This window comes from Adhaeribacter swui, from assembly GCF_014217805.1.
GTDB lineage: Bacteria > Bacteroidota > Bacteroidia > Cytophagales > Hymenobacteraceae > Adhaeribacter > Adhaeribacter swui.
The window spans coordinates 2,985,717-3,010,028 of the sequence record NZ_CP055156.1 but is presented as its reverse complement, the minus strand read 5'-3'; the positions used below and the strand labels follow the sequence as shown (position 1 = coordinate 3,010,028).

Annotated in this window: 18 protein-coding genes; 6 read left to right on the top strand and 12 right to left on the bottom strand. The window is 43.2% G+C overall.

Features of this window, described 5'->3' with window-relative positions:
* Positions 1 to 22: 22 nt before the first annotated feature.
* Entirely contained in the window at positions 23 to 1,897 is a 1,875-nt protein-coding gene (gene asnB, locus HUW51_RS12860) for an asparagine synthase (glutamine-hydrolyzing) (RefSeq protein WP_185270048.1), read from the top strand.
* A gap of 77 nt (positions 1,898 to 1,974) precedes the next feature.
* Here the strand turns inward: asnB and HUW51_RS12855 are convergent, their stop codons facing one another.
* From HUW51_RS12855 to HUW51_RS12805, 11 genes are all read right to left on the bottom strand, one after another.
* The gene (locus HUW51_RS12855; protein WP_185270047.1) at positions 1,975 to 2,361 is read right to left on the bottom strand and encodes a co-chaperone GroES; all 387 of its coding nucleotides are present in this window, start codon (positions 2,359 to 2,361) and stop codon (positions 1,975 to 1,977) included.
* Positions 2,362 to 2,526: 165 nt separating this feature from the next.
* Positions 2,527 to 3,060, bottom strand: coding sequence for a hypothetical protein (locus HUW51_RS12850; protein WP_185270046.1), 534 nt, complete (start codon positions 3,058 to 3,060; stop codon positions 2,527 to 2,529).
* 227 nt (positions 3,061 to 3,287) lie between these two features.
* Complete coding sequence (aspA, locus tag HUW51_RS12845) at positions 3,288 to 4,697, bottom strand: aspartate ammonia-lyase (RefSeq protein WP_185270045.1); 1,410 nt, start codon at positions 4,695 to 4,697, stop codon at positions 3,288 to 3,290.
* Positions 4,698 to 4,854: 157 nt separating this feature from the next.
* Positions 4,855 to 5,343, bottom strand: a complete 489-nt coding sequence (locus HUW51_RS12840; RefSeq protein WP_185270044.1) for a hypothetical protein — start codon at positions 5,341 to 5,343, stop codon at positions 4,855 to 4,857.
* 3 nt (positions 5,344 to 5,346) lie between these two features.
* The gene (locus HUW51_RS12835) at positions 5,347 to 5,700 is read right to left on the bottom strand and encodes a DUF6152 family protein (protein WP_185270043.1); all 354 of its coding nucleotides are present in this window, start codon (positions 5,698 to 5,700) and stop codon (positions 5,347 to 5,349) included.
* Positions 5,701 to 6,021: 321 nt separating this feature from the next.
* A complete protein-coding gene (locus tag HUW51_RS12830; RefSeq protein WP_185270042.1) occupies positions 6,022 to 6,249 on the bottom strand; it encodes a hypothetical protein in 228 nt (75 codons plus the stop codon).
* A 186-nt stretch (positions 6,250 to 6,435) separates the two neighbouring features.
* A complete protein-coding gene (locus HUW51_RS12825) occupies positions 6,436 to 8,151 on the bottom strand; it encodes a M28 family metallopeptidase (protein WP_185270041.1) in 1,716 nt (571 codons plus the stop codon).
* A gap of 113 nt (positions 8,152 to 8,264) precedes the next feature.
* On the bottom strand, positions 8,265 to 8,804 hold the full coding sequence (locus HUW51_RS12820) for a DUF421 domain-containing protein (protein ID WP_185270040.1): 540 nt from the start codon (positions 8,802 to 8,804) through the stop codon (positions 8,265 to 8,267).
* An 81-nt stretch (positions 8,805 to 8,885) separates the two neighbouring features.
* Positions 8,886 to 9,329: a response regulator gene (locus HUW51_RS12815; protein ID WP_185270039.1), complete on the bottom strand. Its 444-nt coding sequence runs from the start codon at positions 9,327 to 9,329 to the stop codon at positions 8,886 to 8,888.
* Entirely contained in the window at positions 9,326 to 12,052 is a 2,727-nt protein-coding gene (locus tag HUW51_RS12810) for a PAS domain-containing sensor histidine kinase (RefSeq protein WP_185270038.1), read from the bottom strand. The genes HUW51_RS12815 and HUW51_RS12810 overlap by 4 nt, the downstream gene beginning before the upstream one ends.
* Before the next feature lie 295 nt (positions 12,053 to 12,347).
* Positions 12,348 to 14,024: a dipeptidyl-peptidase 3 family protein gene (locus tag HUW51_RS12805; RefSeq protein ID WP_185270037.1), complete on the bottom strand. Its 1,677-nt coding sequence runs from the start codon at positions 14,022 to 14,024 to the stop codon at positions 12,348 to 12,350.
* Positions 14,025 to 14,444: 420 nt separating this feature from the next.
* On the opposite strand from HUW51_RS12805, the gene HUW51_RS12800 reads away from it, so the two are divergent.
* From HUW51_RS12800 to lpdA, 4 genes are all read left to right on the top strand, one after another.
* Entirely contained in the window at positions 14,445 to 17,216 is a 2,772-nt protein-coding gene (locus HUW51_RS12800) for a 2-oxoglutarate dehydrogenase E1 component (RefSeq protein ID WP_185270036.1), read from the top strand.
* A 113-nt stretch (positions 17,217 to 17,329) separates the two neighbouring features.
* Positions 17,330 to 19,057, top strand: a complete 1,728-nt coding sequence (gene odhB, locus HUW51_RS12795; protein ID WP_185270035.1) for a 2-oxoglutarate dehydrogenase complex dihydrolipoyllysine-residue succinyltransferase — start codon at positions 17,330 to 17,332, stop codon at positions 19,055 to 19,057.
* A 35-nt stretch (positions 19,058 to 19,092) separates the two neighbouring features.
* Entirely contained in the window at positions 19,093 to 19,458 is a 366-nt protein-coding gene (locus HUW51_RS12790) for a four helix bundle protein (RefSeq protein ID WP_185270034.1), read from the top strand.
* A gap of 37 nt (positions 19,459 to 19,495) precedes the next feature.
* On the top strand, positions 19,496 to 20,899 hold the full coding sequence (gene lpdA / locus HUW51_RS12785) for a dihydrolipoyl dehydrogenase (protein WP_185270033.1): 1,404 nt from the start codon (positions 19,496 to 19,498) through the stop codon (positions 20,897 to 20,899).
* A 119-nt stretch (positions 20,900 to 21,018) separates the two neighbouring features.
* On the opposite strand, the gene HUW51_RS12780 is transcribed toward lpdA, so the two are convergent.
* Entirely contained in the window at positions 21,019 to 23,199 is a 2,181-nt protein-coding gene (locus tag HUW51_RS12780) for a TonB-dependent receptor family protein (RefSeq protein ID WP_228466595.1), read from the bottom strand.
* Positions 23,200 to 23,651: 452 nt separating this feature from the next.
* Between HUW51_RS12780 and HUW51_RS12775 the strand changes: the two genes are divergently transcribed.
* On the top strand, positions 23,652 to 24,023 hold the full coding sequence (locus tag HUW51_RS12775; protein ID WP_185270032.1) for a DUF3471 domain-containing protein: 372 nt from the start codon (positions 23,652 to 23,654) through the stop codon (positions 24,021 to 24,023).
* Positions 24,024 to 24,312: the final 289 nt, after the last annotated feature.

Here is a 24,312-nt window from a genome sequence, read left to right as displayed (position 1 = left end):
TTAAAAATTTAGCCAGAAGAGTTTGTGCGGCATTAATCTTATTATCAGTAAAACGGGCAAAGCGCCGGATTCAGCCATTCTATCGCTTACGCAAGCCAATAAGCATCGAGGCCCAGATGCTACGGCGTACTTTACCGATAATTACGGAGCGGGCAAAATTTACTTTGGCCACAATCGCTTAAAAATAATTGATCTGTCGTCGGCAGCAAACCAACCTTTTTTCTCTGCGGATAGGCGTTATTTGCTTTTGTACAACGGTGAGCTGTATAACTATCAAACGCTTCGGCAAGAACTGCAAACTACCGGCTATCTTTTCCGGACTAACTCCGATACAGAAGTACTGCTGGCAGTATTAATAACTTACGGGCAAGCGGGTTTAGAAAAATTAAACGGCATGTTTGCTTTTGTTTTTTACGATACGCAAACCCAACAACTATTGGCCGCCCGCGACCGTTTTGGAGTAAAGCGCTTGTATTACGTACACTCCCCGGAGTACTTGCTTATATCTTCTGAAATAAACAGTTTGCTGACATCGGGTTTAGTAGCCAAAGAGCTAAACGAGGCACAGCTTCTCTCCTACTTGCATTACCGCCATGCCTTAAAACCGCAAACTTTTTACAAAAATATTCTGGAACTGGAAGAGGGGCAGGTGCTGACGTATGCAAACCAGCATCTAAAAATTTGCTCTTATTTACCCGGGAGCACGCTGCTTACCAATACCTACCCAGAAACAGAAATTATTAAAAAAACCGAAGATTTATTGCTGCAGGCTGTAGAAAAAAACTTACAGGCCGATGTACCCGTGGGTTTGTTTTTAAGCGGTGGCATTGATTCTACTTTAATTCTGGCTTTGGTGCAGCAACTGGGTTATACGCATTTTCCGTCTTTTACCATTAGCAACAAAGCCACAGAGAGCGTTTTTGGCTCCGAAGATTACCGGTTTTCGCGGGTAGCGGCTAAACAATTTAGAGCCGATCATTATTCCTTTGAAATAGATGCCTCTATTTTACATTACCTCGACGAGTTAATTACTACCCTTGATCAACCCATTGCTGATGGCGCGGCTTTGCTTACGTATTATCTATCAGAACAGGTTAAAGGCAAAATTAAAGTGGCGCTTTCGGGAGCCGGCGCCGACGAGCTTTTTGGTGGGTATAACCGGCACCGGGCCTTTTACTATTTTCTGCAGCATCGTTCTTTAGCTCGTTTTATCTTGCCTTTGTTAAAGCCCGGCGCCCCTTTGCTCGTTACGGGGGTAAAGCATCCGTTGCGCAAACAATTTTTACTTTTAAGAAAGTTAGCTTACAAAATAAAGCCGCATCAGCCGGAGCAAACTTTTTTAAATTTTACGGCCATGGACCGGCACCTGCAGCAATTATTGCTTCCCGATTATCAGTTTTTGCTGCAACCTAGCGCGCAACCCGGCGCAACAACCGGGTATTTGCGGTGGAGCTTAGACCACGATTTACACCAGTATTTAATTTCAGATATTCTGGCAATGACAGATAAAACCAGCATGGCGCATTCCCTGGAAGTCCGGACACCGTACCTGGATAATGAGTTACAAGCTTTTACCCAAAGCTTACCAGCTGAGTTGTTATTTAAAAACGGCTCGAAGTGGATTTTAAAACGTATTCTGGAGCAGCATCACGGTCAGCAGCTTACCCAACGCCCCAAAGAAGGCTTTGCCATGCCCTTAGGCCAATGGCTAAAACAAGCCTCTAACCAATGGCTTTTTGCCGATTTGCAGAATCCGCAGCATCTTATTTTTAAATTTTTAAAATTTCCGGAAACCCAAACCATGATCCGGGCTTTGCGCCAGGGCCGCCACGATTACAGTACCGAGCTGTGGGCTTTGCTGGTGCTCGCCAAGTGGCTTCACAAGAACTTTGCGTAGTGCCTTCTACCGGAACCTGCAACCATAAAAAAAGCGGCCGATTAAAGCCGCTTCTTAACTATTAGTTCATTAGTTTTTTAATCTAAATCTTCTTCCCGGATGAGCATCAGCACGGCTGCTTGCGGCACAATAAAATAACGCTCCTGCTGGTAGTTAATTTCAATGGCATCGCGTTGCAGGTAAATGGCTAAATCGCCTTCTTTGGCTTGCAACGGAATATAGCGCACATCTTCTTCCGGATCGTTTTGGTTCCACGATTCCTCTTCGAAAGTATAATCGGCCGGAATCGGATAGCCGGGCCCAACTTTCATGACGTAACCTTCCTGTACTTTTTCTTTTTCCTGCACGCCCGGCGGTAAAAACAAGCCACTTTTAGTCTGGTCTTTCGGAGATTTTGGCTTAATTAATACCCGATCCCCCACAATAATAATTTTCTGTAACTTATTTGTTTCGGATATATGCATAATTAATTTCTATTTTGGCTGGCAAATATACGGATAAACTTTTTTTAACCGGCCTGTAATCCGGATTGCCTAACCGGAAAAACTTATTTTTCATGGTATTAAAGAAAAAATCCCTCCTAAAATTCGGCCTCTTAACTAAGAACAAAACAACTTACCGGAAAGTTACTACAAAGGGTCGGCCATGACGCTAAACTTCATGTCGGCGCGTAAAGTAATGGGGCTGGTGATGGATTTGTCGAAGGTAGTTTTGGTGCGTACTTTAAACGAAGGCGATTTTACGTACTTATCCAGTTTTTCGTTAGTAGAAATCAGTTCCATGGTGTTGCCAATATCATCCGGAATGTTTTCGCGGTAAGCCAGTAATACTTCGTTGGTGTTATCGGGTAAGGCAATGTACACGTAGGCGTTTTTTAAAAAACTAAAATTTTCGGTGGGCGGGTTGGTAATAGTAAGTTTAAAACTTTTTAAAGTAACGTCTTTTACAAACTCGGCCTGGGTGTTATTGCTTTTAAATTCGTCTTCGGAGTTGGTAGTTACATCCATCGGCAACGAAACTACGCTACTATTTAAAGGTAAACCTGTATCCAGAGTAATGGTCTGGCTATTTTCAATTTCAAAGGTGAGTAGCTTTTTAACTTCTTTACACGATACCATAAACCCCAATAAAGTAAGCAGCAGAAAAGCGACATGTTTAAGCATACTTTTAAATATTAATGATGAATCCGGAATTTTTCAGCAGCAAATTAGTTAGTATCCCGGCCTGTTGATTTTATTTTTCAGGTAGTTTTTTACTAGTAATGCCCTGGTAATTGTACGGTTTAAAGTGAGGGTAGTTGGTAAGTATTTTCTTAACACATATAAACTAAAACCCGTTTAATTCTTAAAAATCAGACGGGTTATTGTAATTCAAAATGAGCGAATAGTGCTTAACTCTGCATAAACTTGGGTTTTATTAAATTTTCGAAAGAATAAAGTTCATCCCACTTTTGCTGGGTTATTAATTGCTTTTCGTTCACTACAATCTGTTGCACCGATTTACCGGTTTGCAAAGCTTCTTTAGCGGTAGCGGCCGCCGCCTCGTAGCCGATAATGGGGTTGAGTAAGGTAACAATGCTTACGCTGTGCATAACCATATCCTGGGTGCGGGCGCTATTGGCCACAATGCCCAGCACGCATTTTTCACGGAGCGTGTAACAAGCATTGGTCATGTAACTGATAGAAGTAAACAGTGCAAAAGAAATAACCGGCTCCATAACGTTTAACTGCAACTGGCCTGCTTCGGCGGCCAGGGTAATGGTTAGGTCGGCGCCAATAACGTAATAGGCCGTTTGGTTTACCACCTCCGGAATTACCGGGTTTACTTTGCCCGGCATAATAGATGAACCCGGCTGCATTTGCGGCAAACTAATCTCGAACAAGCCCGTTCGCGGCCCGGAAGATAATAAACGCAAATCGTTACAGATTTTTGAAATTTTAACCGCCGTCCGTTTTAAAACGCCGGAAAGCTGCACGTAAGCACCGGTATCAGATGTAGCTTCGATTAAGTCGGGGGCCAGGTAAAGCGGCAAACCGGTTATTTCGGCTAAGTATTTGGTTACCAGTTTGGGGTAACCTTCAGGAGCGTTTACGGCCGTACCAATAGCGGTGGCGCCCATGTTAATTTCGGCCATTAACTGCTTGGCATCTTCCAGGCGACCTACTTCTTCGGCCAGGGTATTGGCAAAACCCCGGAACTCATCGCCCATCGACATGGGAACCGCATCTTGTAACTGCGTGCGGCCCATTTTTAAAACATTTTTAAATTCTACGCCTTTGGCCTCAAACGCCGCCGATAAAGCCGTTAAAGCCTGGGTGTAGGCGGTGAGTTTATTCAGAATAGCAATCCGGAAAGCGGTGGGATAGGCATCGTTGGTAGATTGCGAAAAGTTAACGTGGTTGTTTGGGTGACAGTATTGATATTCGCCCTTAGCGTGCCCCATTAGTTCCAGGGCTACGTTGGCAATAACTTCGTTGGCATTCATGTTTACCGAAGTGCCGGCGCCTCCCTGAATCATATCGGAAGGAAATTGGTCTAGATATTTACCGGCTATCAATAAATCGCAGGCTTTAATAATGTACTCGGCAATGGTTGGATCCAGTACGCCTAGATCGCGGTTAGCCATGGCGGCTCCTTTTTTTACGTAAGCCAGCGCCTGCACAAAAAAGGGTTCCTGCGAAATGCGCTGGCCGGTAATATTAAAATTTTCGAGGGCGCGCAGGGTTTGTACTCCATAATAAACGTCGGCGGGAATTTCTTTTTCCCCGAGAAAATCGTGCTCAATGCGGGTGTTGTTCATAATACAGCGTTGCTTAAACAGAATGATGTTAATACTACCGGGAGTAGAATAAGTTTTAACATCGCTGAGTCCTTCTAACCTGACAACCACCAAATAGCCATTGGCACCTTAGTTTTAGTACCGGGAAGAGCATAAAAAATTAAAAATTTTTAAAATTTTAGTACGCTAACAAACGCCCGCAGGCAATAATGGCGGTCCAGAGTACCAAAGAGAAACCAGCGGCGAGTTTCGCTTTCGGGGGCGTGGAACGATTAACATCCCAGCGTACAACTGTGGTAAAAGTTATGGTGTGAAAAATGGTGGCATTGAGGCCTGCCAGTATTAATAAACCCATTTTTAACCAAAAGGTAGGATCGTGGCCTAAGGCTGCGGCGTTGGTAATAAACAATAAAATACCCGTGGGCACTACTAAAATTAAGCCACGCCGCGACCAAGGCAATAAATAGCGTACCAAGCCCGTAACGGGTAAAAAGCGGGAATTGCCCAGCAAGCGTAAGTCAAACAAAAAAGCCGCCCCTACCAACAAGGCAATGCCTGTAATATGGCCAATTTCCAGCCATTGGTATAACCAGTTCGATTGCCGGATAGTGGCCGCCCAGCTAGATTTTTCTAACCAGGTCAGCCACTCCGTATATGATCCTGTCAATGCCTAACGCAATTCAAATTTCTTACCGTCCACAAAAATGCGCTCGGCCCGCATTTCGTCGGCTACTTCTTTATGCGGATAACCTACTACCCGCACCGTATTTCCTTTGGCCAGTTTTGCTTTAGGAACACCCCGGCTTTCCATGCGGCTGGTTGGAGCCAGATAAACCGTCCAGACTTTATCGTGTTGTTTTACTTTAGCTAAAGCGTGCGGATTTTCATACGTAAACTCTTCGATGGTACCCGTGTAATCGAGCACTTTGGTTTGGTCGTAATCGGCCCAACCGTGGTGGAAGAGCGTGAAAGAAGTAAGAACTAAAAAAATAAAAGCGGCGAAACTGTTGCGAAGTAAAACCATGGCTGTTAAAATTTTAGTGAAAGGTATATGTTATAAAACGTACCCTAGTCAGAATTCTGTATGTGTTAAACTAGTACGGGTAAGTTATCTAAAAGATAAGCAAAAAACGGGTTAAACCGGCACTCTTATTCCCCGGAAATTTAAAATTTTTTAAAAATTAACCTTCATCAATAAATTACCCCATATAGCTATTCAGCAAACAGCTACGTTTTAGTATTTTGTTTTTTTAGAAATTAGAATTTAATTTGAGCAGTACTAAAAACAAACAAAAAAGCCTTGCTCTTTAAAAAGAACAAGGCTTTTGTATAAAATTAGTTTAGCTTATTTGGTAGCCGTAGAATCTACTACTCCATCTTGTACCGGCTGATCTTGTACTACGGCAGTGTCACCCTCGGTAGGAGTAGTAGCTGAATCTAACTCAGCACCCGCAGCATCTGCTGCTCCTTCTACAGCATTCTCGGTAGTTTCGGCGGGTTTAGAGTTGCACGAAGCAAATGTAAAAGAAAGAGCCGTAAAAGCTAATACCGTGATCTTTGCTAAATTTTTCATAATGGTTTATTTAAAGTTCTTAATACCAAATTTTGATCTTAATACTTTATTTCTGAAAAAGTAACCCTTGCCCCGGATTATCTGGTCAATCTTAACAATATTACCTTTTATTAATAGTAGCTGGATTTCGTAGACTTTAAAAAGCAAAAAGGCCTAAAATTTAAAAATTTAGACTCTTTTACATATTTACTGCACTTTTAACATGGCCTCTCGCTTGGCTTTAAACTCCGTGCCGGGTTTCCATTCGGGGTATTTATCACCTTGGGCCACGTCGTAACCCACCATAAAGTACAACTGCAAATCCTCTACGGCTCCTGCAAAATCCCAGTCGGTTTTAATATCGTCGGATACTTTGTGGTAATCGTTGGTGGTGTAAGCCTCCGCTTTTTTCCGGAAGTAATCCTGCGGTTTGTCTACCGCTTCTTCCCCGGATTCAGCGTACAAAGCCGGCACCCCTTGCTTGGCAAATTCAAAATGATCAGACCGGTAGAACGAGCCTTTTTCGGGGGTAGCTTCCGGTACAATCCGGCGGTTCTGGGTTTGAGCTGCCCGGGCCAGAATATCATCCAAAGTAGAGTTGCCGTATCCAATAATAATAACGTCTTTGGTACGTCCGTAGGCATTTAGTACGTCCATGTTAATATCGGCTAGCGTTTTGTTGAGCGGGTACAAAGGATTAGCCGCGTAATATTTAGAGCCCAGCAAACCTTTTTCTTCGGCAGTTACCGCCAAAAATAAGATGGAGCGTTTGGGCGGCGTGGGTAATTTTTTGTAAGCTTCGGCCAGTTCCAGCAAACCGGCAGTGCCGGTGGCATTATCTAGCGCACCGTTATAAATCTGGTCGCCGGTTAGTTTGGGGTCTTTGCCCAGGTGGTCCCAGTGAGCAGTATACACTACGTATTCGTTTTTTAATTTTGGATCACTGCCTTCCAGTTTGGCAATTACGTTGCGACTTTTTAACTCGCGCAAGGTCATTTTTAAATCAAAATTAGCTTTAGCGGGCAAGGTAAACGGTTTAAAATCTTTCTGGATCGCCATTTTTTTAAGTTTAGCAAAATCCTGACCCGAAGCGGCAAACAATTCTTTGGCTTTATCGGTGGTAATCCAGCTTTTTACGGCTACCTGGCTGGCATTTTTGTCGGGAGTTTGAATATCTACGTTTTCGCGGCTGTTGCTGCCCGAAACTACTTCGTAAGGGTAACCGGCCGGCCCCGTTTCGTGAATGATAATGGCGGCGGCCGCTCCTTTTTCCGAGGCGATTTCGTATTTATAAGTCCAGCGGCCATAATACGTCATAGCCCGGCCGCCAAACATCGTGCTATCCAGTTTAGTGGTATCGTTACCTACCGGAATAGGCGGATCGTTTACCAGCATTACAATCGTTTTACCTTTTACATCTACGCCTTTGTAATCGTCCCAGCCGTACTCAGGAGCCACAATGCCGTAACCCACAAACACCATATCGGAGTTGGTAACCGTAACTTGCGGTTTGTATTGGTGCGAAAAAGCTACGTAGTCATCGCGAAAACGCAGGCTGATTTTTTTGTTGTTGGCGGTAAAAGAAGCCGTAGGTTGTGAGGTAAAACCATAAAGGGGCACATCCTGAATGTAGGTGCCATCTGGATTGCCCGGCGCTAAACCTAATTGCTTAAACTGGCGGGTTAAGTAAGCAATGGTAGAATCTTCGCCTTTGGTACCGGGCGCCCGGCCTTCGTAGGCATCCGAAGCTAAAACTTTGGTATGCTTTAAAATATCATCTGCGGTAAAGCTGGTAAGCGCTGGTTGAATGGCTTCGGTGTTTAAAGCGCTGTTTTCGGTAGAGTCGGTTGGTTTCCGGTTGTTTTCGCGGCAACTTCCTAAAAACAGCGAGCCAATTAATATAAAAACAAGTTTTCTCATCATCTTCTAAAATCAATTTGCTTGTGTCTGGTTAAGGCAGTAAAGATTTTGCTTAAAAATAACAAATCAGTAAACGGCCTTGGTAAATTTTTAAATTTTAAAAAATCCGGAAACCATTACGCTTTCGAACTAACAAATTCTTTAGCTTGGGTTGAATTTATCTTAGCCCGGTGTGTTTTATGCTGGTTCTGAAAATTATGCGTGAGCATGCTAATATTACCATCTATTTCCAATATTGCTAAGTCAACTTCGCTTAGGTCTTTAATGCCGTGTTCCCGGGCAGCTACTTCCAGTTCGGTTACAGAAAGGCGTACTTTCTGCAGGTTCTGTTCTTTTAATTCACCTTTATAAATAAGCATTACCGGCTCTCCCTGAATTAATCTGCTCCACAGGCGCGAGCGGTAAATGGTTAATTTTAAAATATAGTTTACTAAAAACAAAGTAGCTGCCGCCACTAAACCGCCGGTTAAAGTAACATCCGGACCCACCATGGCGTTTTGCACCGCATTACTGATTAATAATATAAATACCAGATCAATAACGGATAATTGCGTAAGTTCTTTTTTACCGAAAAACCGGATGGCCAGAATAATAAATAAATATACCGCTACGGCCCGGCCAACAACCTGTAAATAAGCACTATATTGTATATCCATAAACCAGTACTGGTTTAGAATGTAAGCAGATAAGATTGGAGGTATTCACCTTTTTGCTACTTGGGTAAAACACCGGGCGCGCTACTGCCGGGTAATGTGATCTGGAAAATATTCTTCCAGTATTTCTTTTACATCCGATTCGGTGAGGGCTTTGGAATAATGTTTTTTTACCGCTTCGTACTTTTTTAAGCGTTCTAAATCGTAGAAACTGGCAGAAGAGGTAAGCATTAAAATAGTTACCTTATTTTTTAAAGCCAGATTGGATTGCTGGTACATTTCCAGGAACTCAAAACCATCCATTACCGGCATTTTAATATCCATTAATATTAAATCCGGGCAAGGATGCGTGGCATTGTTTTCCTGATCGCAGGCCAGGCTTAAGTACTCAAAAGCTTTTTCGCCGTCGGTAATTACTTTTATTTCTTCAGCAGCATTTAGTTTGGTTAATAAACGATGGTTCAGGTAATTGGTAGTATCATCGTCGTCTACCAACATTATTAATTTAAGGGGTATTATTTTTCTCATACGGTTGCAGGAGGGTCAATTTGATCTTTTAAGTACACTTTAAAGGTAGTGCCGGTATCTACTTCGCTAGCGACTTCAATATGCCCACCGTTATTCTGCACAATTCTGTTTATGATGTATAGCCCAATGCCCGAGCCACTTACATGATTATGAAAGCGCTTGAACATCTGAAAAAGTTTGCCTTTATGCCGGTCTAAATTAATACCTAAACCATTATCTTGTATCGTTAAGAGCGTAAAATCATTTTCCAGGGTGGTTTTTATATATACAACAGGCACCCGATGCGGCGAACGGTACTTAATGGCATTGCTCAATAAATTGTAAATAATGCTTTTTAAATTAACCCGCGAAAAGTAGATAGAAGGTGCCGCACTAAAATCCGTGATAATCTGGGCTTGTGATTCTTTAATTATATCCTGAATGCTGAGCTTTACTTCGTCGGTGATAGCGGCAAACGAAGTATTTTCCCGGCTCGACTCAATGTTTTTCTGTACTTCCACAATGTCGGCTAAATCGCGGATGGTAGTATGAATCTGATCTAGTGATTTGTGAAACATGGAAACCAGAATCTCGGCATCGGGGGTATTAAACTGCGCCGTTTCGGTTAACTCGCTAAAGATACGCGACATGCTGATAATAGGCAATTTTAAATCGTGCGAAGCGGTGTAAACAAAGCTATCCAGGTCTTCGTTGGTTTTGCGGAGTTCCTGATTTATCTGCAATAATTCTGCTTCGGCTAGTTTTTTCTCTTCTATATCGGTGCAGGAGCCAAACCACTGGGTAATGTTGCCTTGCTGATCGCGCATGGGAATGGCCTGGCCCAAAAACCACCGGTAAGTGCCGGTTTTACTTTTAAAACGGTATTCTACTTCGTAAAAGTCGCCGGTTTGCAGCGAATGTTGCCAGCGGGCCTGCACACGCTCCCGATCATCCGGGTGCAACAAATTGCGCCACATTTCGGTGCCTTTGCTGGCTTCTACATCGTAGCCGGTATAATCAATCCAGCGCTGATTAAAGTATTCGTGATAGCCTTGCGAGTCTGTAGTCCAGATAAACTGCGGAATAGCTTCGGTTAAAAACTGAAAACGTTCTTTTTCGGCCCGCAGTTGTTCCGTTAATAATTCAGTCTGGCGTTTGGCTAGTACCTGGTTGGTAACTTCCAGCGCCATAATTAATACTCCTTCTACGGTGTCCTGGCCTTCGCGGAACGGCTGGTAAGTAATATTAAAATATCCTTCTTGCAACTGCCCGTTATTATTACGATCAACCAGCACCTTTATTTCTTCAAAAGCCAAGGGTTCGGCATTGGTATATACTTGCTCCATCAGGCGGGTTAAACCTTGCTCTTCTATTTCGGGCCAGGCCACGGCAATGGGTAAACCCACACAGGCACGATTACCAAATAAGCGCTGGATACCGGGTGTAGCAAAGTCAATGATTAAATCGGGTCCCTTTACTAAACAGAAATGGGCTGGGGCCAGACTTAATATCCGTTGTAATTTTTTGTCCTGGCGTTTTAGTTCTTCCTGGTAACTTTTATGAACTTCAATATCGGTATGAGAACCTATCCAAAGAGTAATATCATTATTTTCGTCGCGAATAGGTACAGCCCGGACTAAAAACCAGCGATACTTCTGGCTATTAGCAGATCGCCACCGGTTTTCCATTTCTAAATTGGTACCGGTAGTTATGGCATGCTGCCAGTGCCGATGCGTAGTTGCTAAATCATCCGGGTGGATGTAACTCGCCCAGCCCTGCGTTAATAATTGGTTCACCGGCACTCCTAAATACTCCGACCAACGCTCATTGTAATAATTTACTTCGCCAGTAGGCAATGCTGTCCAAATCATTGAGGGCAGGGTTTCCATTAAACCTTGAAACCGAAGCGCACTTTGCCGTAACTCTTGCTCGACCTGCTTAACATCGCTGATATCCACCATAGCCCCAATCATGCGGTAAGGCTTTTGATTTGCATCCCGGAGCACAAAGCCTCGGTCCAAGATGTCGGCGTAAGAGGCATCTTTGCGTTTAAACCGGTACGTATCGCTCCAAACGTCTAAGTTGTGTTGAATAACGTTGAAGATGCTTTGCTTAACGCGCCCTAGATCTTCCGGGTGAATGCGGGAATACCAGGATTTTACGGTGGGGTCTGTTTCTTGCTGGCTAAAACCAAATTTAATATTAAAGCCATCACTCCATTTTATCTGGTTATTTAGTAAATCCCAATCCCAGATAACGTCATTAATCATTTGCATGGCCACTTGCAGCAATTCTTCGTTGCGGCGTTGGGCTTGCTTTTCAATATAATAGCGGGTAATGTCTTTTACCTGGTGAATAATGTATAGTAAGTCCCCGTTGGCATCTTTTATCGGCTGATTTTTTACTAGCCAGAAACGCTTCTCAAAACCACCCCCACGTTCTGCCGGTAACTGAATATCGTAACGTTGCACAGGCATTTTCTGCGCTTTTTTTTGTTGAATTACCTGCTCCAGCGATGCCCGTAAATTACGTACAGCGTTTGCTTCCGGTGCGTCCGGGTTATCAGGAAAAACATCAAATAGGTACTTATTTACTATTTCCTTTCGCTTGGTTAAGGTAGCTTTTAAGTAGGCATTACTAACTTCGGCAATAGTTAAATCTTTATTTAAAATAAGATAACGCCCGGGCAAATTATGGAGTAATAGCTGTGAATCAATTGAAAGCGCCAATTTGGATGATGTCATAGGTAAATGGATCGTTTGCACTAAGTAAGGCTACCGGAAAGCTATCAAAAAGCGAACAGCTTAATGGTACATTTACTTTGGTGCATCGGGGAAAGTTACGGCCAACAGAGTTGTTTCTGCTTTTTATCCGTAAAAAGAAAATTGTATTGGGGTAAGTTTAAGACAATGGCTTACCCCAATACAAAAAATTTAAAAAATCAGCTTTAATCCGGCTCAATTAGAACGGATAATAAATTAAAATAGTCTTTTTTGATAATTAATAATACAGGATACCAGACCTCCTGTAAGACTTAACTTAAAGCCCTAGAACTTCTTTACCTTGCTCAAACACTACATCAACGGGTATTTCTGCCTGCGCGAGGCGGTTTAAGTCGTTTTGTAGTTCCGGGCTTATTTGGCCTTGCTCGGTGAGCAATTGTTTTACTCCCGCATAATCGCCATCACCTTGTAGCGTCAGAATTTTCTCGGATAACTTGTTCATGGCTTGTTCCATTTTTTCAAAATCTACCCGGTAGGTGCCGGTAGCTGCATCGCGTACAAAAGCGCCATTTTGCTCGAAGAAGTTAAACCGCACCATATTGGCCTGGCCGTGAGCACTAGCCGCCCCAAACCGTACCGACCGGAAAATACCCGCCAGAAATGTTGTAAAATAACTTTTTAGATCGCCTTCTATCTGGCCTTTCTTATGGAGCTGGGTGATCATGTACAAACCCAGGATATCTGCTTTCCCCTCTTCCAGCGCTGATCCCTGTTCTTTTAACGCATCGCGCACCGTTCCTTTTTTATTTATGGTGTTTTTAATTCCTAAGCCATGAGCTACTTCGTGGAACATGGTAGTGGCAAAAAAAGCATCGAAATTAACGAGTTGTTGCTGATCCGGAGCAATTAAGGTTTTGGTAATGGGCACCATAATTTTATCAAATTTGGCCTGCATGGCATTTTTTAATTGCAAGCGGCGGGTACCTTTTTTCAATTGCACTTCTTCATCGTTTGGCAAATTTATGGCAATGGTTTTACTGCCCGCATTGCAATCGCCGGCGTAATAAATTACATCGTACGCATTTAAATCCGAGTCGGTGCCGGGAGTTTCGGTTTTGTATTTAGCTGGTACGGGTAACCCTTTTTGCAGCTCCGGTAAAAAAGCCGCGTATTTTGCCAACCGTTTACTCCAAGCCTGGTCTTTTACCAGCACATAGGCTTCGTGTGCGGCTTTGTAGTTATACAGTTTATCTTCGTATACTTCAATGGGGCCCACTACAAAATCAATATTGTTGGTTTTCATATCCATCCAGGCTAAGTCGCTGGGTTGGTAGTTATCGGTGAGCAAGGCTTCGGCGCGTAAAGTCAGGTATTTTTTTAAACCGGCATCTTCGGCTAAACCGGCGGCTTGGCGCAGCAACGATGCGGCTTTTTCAATTTGGGGTTTAAACTGCACATGGTACGGCACCGTTATTAGCTTGCCCTGCGCATCACGGCGCAAAAAAGTATACTGGCTTTTTTTATCTTTTAAGTCTGCCTTTTCGAATTCAGCTTTGGTCATATCCTTTGGGTAGAAGTTGGCTGTTTCGGGTTTAGGTCCTACACCCGGTATAAATGGTTCATTGTTTTCTAACCGGTCCCAGGGGCCATAGTTTACTTCTACAAACTTGCGGGTAGCCCCATCTTCAACGGCGGCTAATAAAGAGTCGCGGTTGCCATAGGCTTCGTACCAAAAAAGGTCATCCATTATTTGAGCTACTTCTATCAGCAAAGGCAGCATTTGCTTTTCTTTGGCAGATAATCCGTTTAAATCGGAAGTAAGTTTTACCTGCACATACTTACCTAAACGTTTGTGAATAGGAGTTGCCTGTGTCGTCTCGGAACCCAAGGTAGTTGCTTGCTGGTCAGCGGTCTGTTCATTTTGATTTTTACTGCAGCCGAATAAATAAAAAGCACTTATTAAAAACAGAATTTGAAAATATTCCCTTTTCATACGATTTAAAATTTATTTTTTCGTAAGATAAATTTTGTTTTGGAATTAAAAGACGGCTAACTATAGGCATTTTATGAGTAATGCCAGACAGTTAATTAAAATTCAACTAATTTTTTGTTAGAAATTATTCAAAAAACAACCTGATGAATTTACCCGAAACCTGTTGTTTGTTAGAAAAAAATCATCAAATTTTACCGGTAAAGCATTCATCTTGATTGTTTTAATTCGTATAAACCCGTAACTGTTGCAAACACAATTTTTAAAATACATCGTAATTAGCACCAGTTGCCCGCAAGATCAAAACTGCACTTATGCGCGTATTTAATTGTTTTACAGTTATATTTGCTTATGCGAATACGAATTTTTTAAATTTTACTAAAGTATTTACATTTGAAAACCGTTTAATAATAACCAGTATTCATGAGTAGTTTCTCGTATATTGCTAATGCAGACGCATCGTACATTGATGAGCTGTATAAAGCCTATCAACAAGACCCAGAATCTGTAGATTTTGGCTGGCGTAAGTTTTTTGAGGGGTACGATTTCTCCGTTAAATATACGTCAGAAAATGGACACTCCGCCCCTTCGGCTAATGGTTCCAGTAAAACCGCTTCTGCACCCGCTACTTCTACTTCCGACATTGACCGGGAATTAAAAGTACGGAACCTGATTCAGGCTTACCGCAGCCGGGCCCACTTACTTTCTAAAACAAACCCGGTACGTCCGCGCAAAGACCGGAAAGCGCTTTTGGATTTAAAAGATTTTGGTTTATCCGACGCCGATCTGGATATTGTTTTCCAAGCCGGCGAAGCTATTGGCATTGGTGCTTCTTCGCTGCGCGACATTATTACGGCGCTTAATAAAATTTATACTGAAACTATTGGTTTTGAATACATGTACATCCGCGATCCGGAAGTACTGGATTGGTTCCGGGATAAAATCGAGAAAGAATTTTTAAATTTTAACCCACCTCTGGAATACAAAAAGCGGATTCTGAAAAAATTAAACGAAGCCGTTGTTTTTGAAAACTTCTTACATACCAAATTTTTAGGCCAAAAACGTTTCTCGCTGGAAGGCGGCGAAACTACCATTCCGGCCCTGGATGCTATTATCGACAAAGCTTCGGAACTGGGAGTAGAAGAAGTAATGATCGGGATGGCCCACCGCGGTCGTTTAAACGTGCTGGCAAACACTCTGGGAAAAACCTACGAACAAATCTTCAGCGAGTTTGAAGGAACGGCTGTACCCGATTTAACCATGGGCGATGGCGACGTAAAATACCACATGGGTTATTCCAGCGAGGTAACTACAGCTTCAGGTAAAAAAGTAAATTTAAAACTGGCGCCTAACCCCTCGCACTTAGAGGCCGTTAACCCGGTAGTAGAAGGTTTTGTACGGGCTAAAATTGATAGCATGTACAAGAACGATTACAAAAAAATCCTCCCGATTCTAATTCACGGCGATGCCGCTCTGGCGGGCCAAGGCATTGTGTACGAAGTAACGCAGATGTCGCAACTGGAAGGTTATAAAACCGGTGGTACCATTCACTTTGTAATCAACAATCAGGTTGGTTTTACTACTGATTTTGAGGATGCCCGCTCTTCCATTTACTCTACCGATGTAGCTAAAATTATTGATGCGCCCGTGTTGCACGTAAACGGCGACGATCCGGAAGCGGTAGTTTACGCCGTACAGGTGGCTACCGAATACCGCCAGCGTTTCCAGGCCGATATTTTCGTGGATATGGTTTGCTACCGTCGTCATGGCCACAACGAAAGCGATGAGCCTAAATTTACGCAGCCGCAATTATATAATCTGATTTCAAAACACCCGAATCCACGGGAAATTTATAATAAAGTATTAATTAACCGGGGCGAAGTAGACGCGCAACTGGCCGAAAACATGGACAAAGAGTTCCGTGATTTGCTGCAAGACCGTCTGAATTTAGTAAAACAAAAGCCTTTGCCTTACAACTACCAGGTGCTGGAAAAAGAATGGCAAGTATTACGCCGCTCTAAGCCCGAAGATTTTGATAAATCGCCGGATACCAGCATTAGCCAGGAAGTAGTAGAAAAAGTAGGTAAAGCACTTTCTACCATTCCGGAAGGATTTAAGCCTTTAAAGCAAATTGAAAAACTGCTAAAAGAACGGCAGGACATGTTTTTCAATACCAAAACCTTAAACTGGGCCGCGGGTGAATTACTGGCCTACGGCTCGTTGTTACTCGAGAATAAAATTGTGCGTTTAGGCGGACAAGATGTGCAGCGCGGGACATTCTCGCACCGTCATGCCGTTCTCCACGACGCCGAAACCAACCAGGGCTATAACAGCTTAAATTACATAGACGAAAGCCAGGAGAAAATGCGTATTTACAACTCCTTGCTTTCGGAATATGGTGCTTTAGGTTTTGAATTTGGCTACGCCATGGCTAACCCCAATGCTTTAGCTATTTGGGAAGCGCAGTTCGGTGATTTTGCCAATGGTGCCCAGGTAATGATCGATCAGTTTATTACGCCTTCCGAGTCGAAATGGCAACGGATGAACGGCGTAGTGATGTTATTACCGCACGGTTACGAAGGCCAGGGGCCGGAGCACTCCAATGCCCGTCCGGAAAGGTTTTTACAGCTAGCCGCCGAATACAATATTTTTGTAACCAATATTACTTTCCCGGCTAACTTCTTCCACGTGTTGCGCCGCCAATTGGCATTACCGTTCCGGAAACCGCTAGTAAACATGTCGCCAAAGTCAATGCTGCGGCATCCGTTAGCAGTTTCACCGATAGCTGAGTTTACTTCCGGCTCTTTCCGGGAAGTAATTGGCGATTCGTATGCCGAAGCCAGTGCGGTAACTAAAGTAATTCTATGTTCCGGTAAATTTTATTACGATTTATTTGATGAACAGCAGAAAAACAACCGGAAAGATGTGGCTATCATTCGCTTGGAGCAATTGCATCCGTTCCCGCACCTGCAACTGGAAGCAGAATTAAGTAAATACAATAATCCGAAGGTATACTGGGCGCAGGAAGAGCCATCTAACATGGGTTACTGGGCTTATATTTTACGGGCTTTACGTTTCAAAAACATTTTACAAGACGTGGTTGCCCGAAAAGCCAGTTCATCGCCGGCTACCGGTTACCTTAAAATCCATAACAAAGAACAACGCGAACTCATCGAAAAAGCATTCGCGATTTAAATTATGAATTAGAAATTATGAATTAGAAATTGTTTGCTTTAAATAGGATGACTTTTCTAATTCATAATCCATTCATAATTTCTAATTTCTAATTTCTAATTTAAAAGAAAACTATGTCATTGGAAGTAAAAGTGCCCGTGGTGGGCGAGTCGATAACCGAAGTAACTATTGCCAAATGGCTTAAGAAAGACGGCGACCAGGTAGCAATGGACGAAGTTATTTGTGAACTGGAGTCGGATAAAGCTACCTTTGAGCTCCCAGCCGAAGGAGCCGGTATATTGCGCATTATAGTAGCCGAAGGCGAAACCATTCCAATTGGTACCGTGCTCTGCAGCATTGAGGATGGCGGTAGCAGCAACGGAACCGGTACTACTGCCGGTGGCGGAAATGCCGAAAGTAAAGGCAGTGGCTCTGGTTATGGAGGTGCCGTAACGGAACCGCAACCTGCCGAGGCTAAAACCATCACGGATCCGCAGAGTACCCCGGCTGCCGAAAAAGCGCCAGTTGCCGAAAGCTCTTACAATCCAGTGTCAACGAATAATAATCCGCAGGTAGGTAATGCGGCCGCTACCGCTGCTGGCAGCACTAAAGAAATTAAAATTCCGACAGTTGGCGAATCCATTACGGAAGTAACCATATCAAAATGGCTCAAAAAAGATGGCGAAGTAGTAGCCCTGGACGAAGTTATTTGCGAGCTGGAATCCGATAAAGCTACTTTTGAATTACCCGCCGAAGTTGCCGGCACCTTACATATTATTGCTCCGGAAGGAGAAACCGTACCAGTAGGTTCCGTTATATGCACCATCGAAAGTACTACGGGTGCGGTATCTGGCGCTCCTGCGGCTCCGGCCAATACCCCAACCACAGCATCGCAGCCTGCACAAGCAGCGGCCGCAACCAGTGGTGGCGCTCAAACCTACGCGAGTGGTACTCCTTCGCCGGCTGCTGGTAAAATACTAGCTGAAAAAGGCATTAATGCTACCGATGTAGTGGGCTCCGGTCGGGATGGCCGCATAACAAAAGAAGATGCTATAGGCACCCAGGCAAAACCTGCTGCTCCGGCAGCACCAGCACAATCGGCGGCTCCAGCTTCTAAGCCAGCAACTTCGCAACCCGCTGCTGCTCCGGCCACTTCGGGGAACCGCAACCAGCGCCGCGAACGGATGTCGAGCTTACGGAAAACGGTAGCGCGCCGCTTGGTAGCCGTGAAAAATGAAACGGCCATGCTTACTACTTTTAACGAAGTAGACATGAAACCGATTATGGACATCCGGGCGAAGTACAAAGATAAGTTCAAGGAGAAATTTGAAGTAAACCTGGGCTTTATGTCGTTCTTCGTGAAGGCTTGTACCGTGGCCTTACAGGAATGGCCTGCCGTAAACGCGCAACTGGAAGAAAACGAAATTGTATTTAATGATTTCTGCGATATATCTATAGCTGTATCAGCGCCAAAAGGATTGGTAGTGCCGGTAATTCGGAATGCCGAAAGTTTATCGCTGGATGGCATTGAAAAAGAAGTAGTGCGTTTAGCTAAGAAAGCCCGCGAAAATAAAATTTCGATTGAGGAAATGACTGGTGGTACCTTCACAATTACCAACGGGGGCGTGTTCGGTTCCATGATGTCTACTCCGATTATCAATGCGCCGCAATCGGCTATTCTGGGTATGCACAACATCGTTAACCGCCCTATCGCCATCAACGACCAGGTAGTTATTCGCCCCATGATGTACGTCGCCTTATCGTACGACCACCGCATCATCGACGGTCGTGAATCAGTAAGCTTCCTGGTACGCGTAAAAGAATTGCTGGAAGACCCAATGCGGTTATTAATAGGCGTGTAGTAAAATTATGAATTAGAAATTAGAAATTAGAAATTGTGGCGGAAGGCAAGAAGGAGAATGTAATTTGTGATAAGAGCTATGCCTTCGCCCTTCGGATTATTAAGCTTTACAAGTATTTAACCTTGGAACAGAAAGAGTTTATTCTTTCTAAGCAATTGTTACGTAGCGGAACATCCATTGGGGCTAATGTTGAAGAAGCAATAGCTGCAAGTTCTAAAGCTGATTTCGTTCATAAATTAAATATTGCAGCAAAAGAGGCAAGAGAAACGGCTTACTGGTTACGCCTGTTAAAAGATAGTCACTACCTGCCTGAAAATGCGTTTGAATCCATTTATGAAGATGGTATAGAAATCAGACGAATTATAAGTAGCATTCTAATATCCATGAAATCGAATGCTTAATTTCTAATTTCTAATTCATAATTTCTAATTAAATACAATGAAATACGATGTTGTAGTGATTGGTTCTGGTCCGGGCGGCTACGTAGCGGCCATCCGGTGCGCCCAGGTGGGCCTGAAAACCGCGATCATTGAAAAATATAACGTACTGGGTGGTACTTGCTTAAACGTAGGTTGTATCCCTTCTAAAGCTTTACTCGATTCTTCGGAGCATTACCACAATGCGGCGCACACGTTTAAAACGCACGGCATTGAACTGGATAACCTGCAGGTGAATCTGGAGCAAATGATCAAGCGCAAAGGCGAAGTAGTAAAATCGAACAACGATGGCATTACCTACCTGATGAAAAAGAACAAAATCGATACATATTTCGGCTTGGGCTCTTTCGTAGATAAAAACCGCATTAAAATTACCGCGCAGGATGGTACCTCGCAGGAAATTGAAACCACCAATACCATTATTGCTACGGGTTCTAAGCCAACCGTTTTACCGTTTATTCCGGTAGATAAACAGCGGATTATTACTTCTACCGAAGCCTTGGAACTGAAAGAAGTACCCAAGCACATGGTAATTATTGGTGGTGGCGTAATTGGCCTGGAACTAGGTTCGGTTTACGCACGCTTAGGCGCCAAAATCACCGTGATTGAGTTCCTCGACAGCATTATTCCGACCATGGATAAATCGTTGGGCAAAGAACTACAACGTATTTTAAAGAAAACCTTAGGCTTCGAGTTTTTCTTCCAGCACAAAGTAACTGGCGCTACCAACAACGGCGAGGGCGTAACTGTAACAGCTCAAAATCCGAAAGGCGAAACCGTAACGTTTGAAGGCGATTACTGTTTGGTATCGATTGGCCGCAAACCTTACACCGAAGGATTAGGGCTGGAAAATGCCGGCGTGCAGATGGGCGAACGGGGTATGATTGCCGTGGATGATCATTTACAAACCAATGTGCCGGGCATTTACGCCATTGGTGATGTTATCCGGGGTGCCATGCTGGCCCATAAAGCCGAAGAAGAAGGCGTATTGGTAGCTGAACAACTCGTAGGACAGAAGCCGCACATTAACTATAATTTGATTCCGGGAGTAGTGTATACCTGGCCGGAAGTGGCTGGCGTGGGCTTTACCGAAGAACAATTAAAAGAACAAGGCCGCGCTTACAAATCCGGTTCGTTTCCGTTTAAAGCTTCTGGCCGCGCCAAGGCTTCTATGGATACCGATGGTTTTGTGAAAGTACTGGCGGATAAAGAAACCGACGAAATTTTAGGCGTTCACATGATTGGCCCCCGGATTGCCGATTTAATTGCCGAAGCGGTAGTAGCAATGGAGTTCCGGGCCTCGGCCGAAGATGTAGCCCGCATGAGCCACGCCCACCCTACTTACACCGAAGCCATGAAAGAAGCTTGCTTGGCAGCTACAGAAAACCGGCCGATTCATATTTAAAATTTAAGAATAGTTAATTTCGTAATTCAGCAAAAATTAAATTTTTTAAAAATTTAATTTTAAAACATAAAAAGGTAGCCCGTAGGTTACCTTTTTATGTTTTAACTGGCCGGAATATTTTAGATAGAAATAGCAATAGAAGCATTAACACTACGCCCATTCGAAGGCCAAATACCCGGACCAGGATAAAATGTAGGGCGCTTTGTAAAATATTGCTTATCGAGCAGGTTATTAATATTTACTCTTAATTTAACTTGTCGCGAAACCCGGTACGAGGCATTTAAATCAAAAATACCATAGGCTGGCACTAAGCCAACCGCTCCATTGGCCGAAGGTTTACGGGTATTCAGCGCATCAGCGTAGCTTTTGGCGGTATAACTGTATAATCCGGAAATACTAAAAAGCTTAAAGTTATAAGTTACCCCATTACGACTAATCCAGGACGGTGTACTTTCTACGTGGTTATTTCTGACTGAAATATTTTCGTTGCCTTGCCGCACCTGCGCATCCAGGTAACGGGCATGCATGTAGGCGGTAGAAGTGAAAAAGGTTAGCTGGCTATACGAAGAAAAAGGATGCGTGTATTCCACAAAAAGCTCGGCCCCGTTAGTTAAAGAATTGCCGATATTAGTGCGGTACAAGTAAAAATTACCGGCTTCATCCGTTTCATTTAAACTGCCTAAGCGATTATTGTACCGTAACTGGAACCAGCTAACATCCCATTTTAAACCCGATTTTTCTCCCCGGAAACCAATCTCGGCATTATAGCCCTTGGCATCTTCCAGGTCTTTATCAATCCGTTCGTAGGTAGTAGCCGGTATTATATCTTTGAAAATTACCGGACGGTAAGCTTGCGAAAATCCCGCATAAAAGTTTTGACTGGTTCCGAGTTGGTAATCGGCGTTTATACCCAGAAGCGGAAAATGGTGTTTGATTACGGTGGGCAATTCTTCGTTTTGGTAATACGTAATTTTTCCTCCTAAATCAGATTGACCACGCTCTACCCGGATACCTGGGCTAAGCGAAAATGCGGGGCTAAGTTGAAATCGGTTTTCGGCAAAAAATGCTACATTCCGAGTTTTAAAATGCATATCCCGACCCCATTCGGGCTGCGTTAAAGTTAAATCAAAATCGCTGCCGGTGGTGCCTTTGCCTAATTGTTGCCGGTGTAAATTGTTGCGCATTATTTGGAAGCCGCTTACCAGCGTAGAAGAAACAGACCCGATCTGGTAATTATGCGACACCCGTAACTCTGAGGTATAGCTGTTAAAATGGTCGATATCTACTTGCCGAGACGCATAAGCCAGCGTAGCCAGATCAATTACATCGGCAACGTTGGCTGGTTTATCAAACTGCACGCTGTTACGGGTTCCCAATACTGCCGAAGTAACCCATTTAATTTTTGTTCTTTCGGATAAGGTATAATCAACGGTAATAGAGGGCACATAAATATCGGGGTTAAAATAATTGCGGCTGCGGGTAGATTGGCGCGGATTTGCCTGAAACATGCTATCGGTAAGCGGGCCCGGAATCTGATAAATATAATTAGAACGGCCCAGTTCAGCGGTTAAGCTTAAAGCTTTACCGGGCTGGTAGCGAAGCAAAAATCCTTGGGCATCGTAATCGGTGCGGCTATTATCGCGGTAGCCGTTAGATACCCTTTTACTGTAATAAGCATAATAACTAAATTTACCTTTAGTACCACTGATGGCATTATACGTGCTCAGCAAACCGAACAAACCCGCCGCATTTACACTCTCCAGGCCTAACACGCGAGTAGAATCGGGCTGTTTGGTTACGTAGTGCAGCAGGCCTCCAAACTGTGCGCCGTATTGCAAAGCGCCGGTACCCCGTACCAATTCAATACGTTCCACAGCTTCCATAGGTAAACTATAATGCGATGCCGGATACCCATACATATCAGAATTGGTAATAATGCCGTTTTGGCGAATATTAAATTCCCAACCCCGGTGCGGGTCTAGACCCCTCGTGGAAATATTTATTTGATTACCCGAGCCATCCATATCGTACACAAACACGCCTGGTACTTTCGCAAATAATTGGCGGGGCGTTTTTTCAGTAATATTGGCGTTTAAGCCCCCTAAATTAATAACCTCCGTTTTTTTACCGGAAAAAAGAAATGTGCCTTTTAATTTGGGCAAACGCTCTAAATCAGATTTGCGACCAGTTACAGTAACTTCGTTTAGTTTTTTAACATTTAAACTGTCGATTGTAGTTTGAGCTTGGCTCATGCTGGTTATTACCATACAGAAACTTAGCAGGGTAAAAAGTTTTTTCATAATAGGACTAAGTATAAACAGGAATAAGCACGTTATTCAATATTTGCGAATAAATATTTAACAAGCTCAATAAAACCCTTAATAAGAAGGTGTAACAGTCTGCCGAATTTCTATGAAGTATTGCTTATTTCCTTACCTTGCTTGTGTTGTAAAGTGCTTTGATAATGAATAAACTGTTTTTTTAAATTTTTTAATTTCCAGAAAGTCTATTTACCTAGTAGCAGAACTAATGGTGATCGCTTAGATGCTTCAGAGAAAATACAAGCCTACTCTTACCAGTTAAATTGTACCAGCAGGTTTAATCTATAGCAAACCAACTTTAGCACTTTTGATTTAGTAAATTTTTAAAATTTACAATTTTATCCATAAAAAGAAAGTTGATTTTAACAATTTACTAATTCTATTTTTTATATTAGCTAAATCAGTAATAACTAACTGCATTTATCTGTTTTATGAAAAAGCTTTTTGCAAGTACCGCATTTTTAGTTTCGTTTTCGGCTGTTTACGCGGCAGCTCCGGCGGTGCGTATAGCCCCTTCGTCTATTATAATATCCGTTGATGATCCCGTGGACCTTAACCAATACGTTGGCAAGTACAAATTTGAAGGCCTGCCTTTTGAATATTTAACTGTTGCGGTAAAAGATGGGAAACTAATGGCCAACACCGGAGAGGAAGAAGCAGAACTAACGCCTCTAAAAGAAACAGATAGTTTTGATGCCGCCGGGCGGGCTATTTTAAAATTTAGACGAGACCCCAACAAAAAAGTAAACGCCATTACACTGGATGCCGAAGGTTCTAGCTTTGAAGGCAGAAAGGAATCCTAAGCCGTGTTTCCCGTTTTTTGGCATCCGGATACAGCTCCTTATCAGATCAGGGAAGCGCGGTACTTGGATATTACTACTCTAAATTCTTTTGCTTCTGTTTTTGGTAAAAATTATAAAAAAGCCTGTTCCCGGACAGGCTTTTTGGTTTATAGCCCCTCCTTTTGCACAAACAAATAGCCTCTTAAAAGTAAGCACCTACTTAATTTTTTAAATTTTTTCTTTTTACCTGTATTAATTCTACGCGGAACAAAATAGCTTAGCACTGGTTACGTTCCTATTATTCGCTTAT